The 4,019-nt window shown below is 39.4% G+C and carries 1 protein-coding gene and 2 pseudogenes; all 3 read right to left on the reverse strand.

All coding sequences use genetic code 11. The features are described 5' to 3' along the window. Positions 1-1,388 (reverse strand): annotated as a pseudogene (locus AT710_09275). A 3-nt stretch (positions 1,389-1,391) separates the two neighbouring features. Continuing rightward, positions 1,392-3,431 carry a hypothetical protein gene (locus AT710_09280; GenBank protein ID KUO90262.1) on the reverse strand — a complete coding sequence of 680 codons (2,040 nt, stop codon included), beginning with the start codon at positions 3,429-3,431 and terminating at the stop codon, positions 1,392-1,394. A 2-nt stretch (positions 3,432-3,433) separates the two neighbouring features. Next, positions 3,434-4,019: pseudogene (locus tag AT710_09285) on the reverse strand.

The raw sequence follows: 4,019 nt of genomic DNA on the forward strand, positions 1-4,019 counted from the left end.
AATAAATTACAAACATTTAGTGGATAAATATAGCTTAAGGTTCTAGAGTCCGTGGTCACGTAATTATACATTGTTGATTTAATATCGAGTCCACACTTAGCGTAATTAGGAGTTACGCTGAGCTTCAATAAATACGAGTAATAATAACTGCTTAAAGTAGTGTTCGCAAGTATATTAGTGTTATTTATCATAAAGGTCTCATTGCTTGAGTAAAATGAGAGGGTTGATGATATGGGAAAGCTAAGGGGCCAATTAATGCCGTTCAAGTTCCCCTTATATATTTCACAGGGTGGAGTCTTATTTGAGAAACAAATGAAAAGATTTACTTGTAAGTTCTTGAGGGTGACAGAGAAGCTTGAATAAGGTACGGCTATCGCTAATTGACCATCAAGGTACACGCTTACTCCATAACTGGAGTTCACGTTATAACTAGTCCGAAATTCGCAGGAGACACTAGATGGTGCATTAAGGGGAACAAGTGCTCCAGCATAGTTTTGCACGTAGCATGGACTTGTCCTAATGGTTATAAAATTTTGTTGCTGATTTACCCCGCTTGGATTCGTATTTAAGCATTCCATGTTTGGTATGGCTTGATTAAGGAATCCCGGGTCATTAGCGTACTTCGCTTGGTTAGTTACATTAACCATTAAATTACTGGTTCCCCCAATGGGTAGGCAATATGGTTCTCCACAGATCGCATTATTCAATGGATTAAGCGGTTTATTTTGATTGCTTGGAATGATCGCATAGATCGTTCCAGTTCCATTAATCCATATGCTTGCGGCTCCAGTTCTATTATCGAAGCTTTGGAGTTGCCATGATAATAATCGTGCTTGTCCTTGCTTAATGCATGCGGTTATATTCAGTAAGAGCGATGGATTAATGCATTGAATGAATGCTAAGTTAGCCAGCGGAAACGTCGTGTTTATGCTATAACCCGTTGGGAGCATTGAATTCAAGGAATAAATGTTTAATTGAAGCAATGCAGTTGTTGGGCTTGTCAATGTAATCAGTCCAAGCTTAGAGTAATAGGAACTAGGCACTACATTTATTGGAAGAAGAACATAATTGCTTCCCCTAACCACGCTTAATGTGCTCAGTTTACCGAATGGAACGACTGCTATATACCAATCATATTGGGGCCCCACTATGGAATTAAGGAGAGAACTAAGCATGCTCCAATTGCCATCTTGTACAGCATATAGGAAACCGGGATTATTACTTAAGAGAGTTAATACATTATATGCATAATTCTCTGCCCCAACCTGAATTTGGCTGCGAAGAACCGTGGTGGGGGATCTAAATATGATGGGCATTAATGAGGCTAAAACCAAAATTATAATGGTAGCAACGACAGCCTCAATTATTCTCGCTTGACCGAGCTTCATAAATTACCACCCTCCTTGGCAAGAAGGCAAATAGTAGGGGTTGGTGGTGCCGATATATCTTAATGGGGGGTTCCACATACTATTATAAATAAAGTAAAGGAATGAATTATAATAATTGTTTGTTTCGCAATTCAGTAATGTATAGTAGAAGTATGTATATGGTAATGTTTGGTTGGGGAAATATTGACGCTCAGTTATCCAATTATAGAGCCCAGTGGGGTAATTGTTTGTATTTCCGAAGCCAGTTATTTGGGTCTGTCGTGGGGGAATCACTTGAGCTATCGCAGTATATCCGGTGCCTAGATTTATTAGGATTTCATTAAACGTAAATATACTGATTTTATCGAGTGGGTAATTATTATTTATTTCATTGAATATATTCATCCATGGAAATGGTATTATTGGTCCTTCTATTGCATATATGGTTTGATACTCATCAACTTGGGTAGTGTAGTTATCGTTATATACCGTGTATAAGGTTGGGATTCCAATGTTAGCAAAATAATTCACATCAATAAGTGACCCGCTCGTCTCATTAAGTATGTAGGCATTATAGGTGACCAATGATGTTGAGGAGTCATCGTTGGGAATGATTATAGGCGTGGGATTTATGCCCATTTTAAATAAATTACTGGGACTCCATGGATTTAGCATCAACTTTATCCCGCTATAATTAATGGTGAGTAGGTACTGGGTATTTGGGTATCCTTTGGGCGGCCATGGCATGGACACATTAAATATAGCTGCATTATCCGTAATGTTACAAATGGAATATTCGAGGGGAATATCGGTTACGCCAATTAACGGCGTGACGGAGATTCCGTTTAATGATGCCCCTACAGCTGGATGCCCATTATAAGATATAGCAACATAAGTATTCCTAGATACCGTATAATCATTAAATAGCTTAATGGTAACACTAACTACTTTAGCATTCTGGTATACGAGATAAGCCCATGATCCAGACCCAGAAAAAATATACGCATTATTTCCAAAAATAGTATTGGTAACAAGGTTAAAACCAGGTAAAACATAATTGTAAGTTCCAATATTTTCATTATTTACAAAATATTCAATATTAGCCCCTGGATTATTATTGATAATTTTATAGGGAGAAGCACTAGGTTTAACTACTACGGTAATGGTAGTAGGTTCAGTTATTTGAAGCAAATTCACATTAGGGTTGGGGCTACTGCTTAATACGGTTACATTGGCTTGCGCATTACTACCTTTTGGTTCGAATGTTGCTGAGATGCTGAAGCCTGCGTTGGCATCGATTTCATCCAATGGAATAATAAAAACTAACATATTTTCTCCATTAGCGCTATTATATGCCCATAGTTCGTTTGTGTCTCCTGTTGAATATGTTCCTGGTCCCGTACATGTATAAGTAAATGGATTGCTTTCAGTATTGAAGTTGAATGTGCATGTCGTTATTGCTTGGTAGGTTGCTATGTTTAGATTTCCATTGCAAGTATTTGGCCCTGGCTTTACCGTTGTTGCCGTTAGGTTTAGGTCTTGGCCTATGGTTAGGTGCTGTATTCCGAGGGTTGGCATGTTATATGTTTGGTTAACTTTTATTGCTATTGATGATCCTTGGCCATTCGCGTATATATACTTGATTCCCGGCACATTGAGGGCTCCATAGAAACCCGTTGATACGCTTATTATTGGATTTATTGGAGTAACTGGAACCAGCAGACCTATTGGTGTATATATGCTCTCCACGGTTATCCTGAGCTGGGTTGCCAATAGGTTTGCCAGCGAGTATTGGGTGGGGACCTGCGTTAATGCATGTAGGTATAGCAATATGCCTTGCTTCTCCAGGAAATCACTATAATTCCTCGCATAAGTCAATACGGTCTCCTGTATTACTTGCGATACTTGTTGAGCAATTACTTGCGGGCTATACTTGAATGAGTAGTATATGCTTCTCTGATACACGAAGGCAGGAGTCATGGTGAACATCCTAAAAAGCACAGCTATTACCATAATGGCTACTGCCAGCACTATCGCGGTAAGTATTAATGCTTGCCCCCTCACTTTTAACCACCGAATGATGCGAACTCATTGCCGGTGTAGTATAGGTTGAGCTGCACCGTGTATGTTGATCCCCCTATATCAACAATATAGCTTGAGGACGCCATGGATGCGAATGGATCGGCTTTTCCAAAAACTATCTCCCTATTGCTGAGATAATACTCAGGCCATATTCCATAAGGAATGATCAATACTTGAGCCGGAGGTACATTAGCGGAATTAGAATTGGGAGTCACATATGCGATTAAAAGAAGGGGAGTGGCAGGTAAATTCCAATAACACGAAGCTGCTCCATTAGATGCGCCATTGGACTTGGTTCCTGCTCCATTAGATGCGCCATTGGACTTGGTTCCCTGTAATGTGGTGCAGGGAACTGGATATGATTGACTTCCGGTTCCGGGATTCAAGGAAAAGTCAAGTGATTGAAATACATATCCGCTGATTGATTTATATATGGCGACCAGCCTTAATCCAGACGTTGTTTGACTAATTTTATTGATTATACCATTATTCTTCAAGCAGTTTGCAAATAGGTGGGGATCAGCGAATATTATTGATCCTCCGCTCTTATTAGGCAGTATTCCAGCTATT

Origin of the sequence: Thermocladium sp. ECH_B (genome assembly GCA_001516585.1) — an archaeon.
Lineage (GTDB): Archaea > Thermoproteota > Thermoprotei > Thermoproteales > Thermocladiaceae > Thermocladium.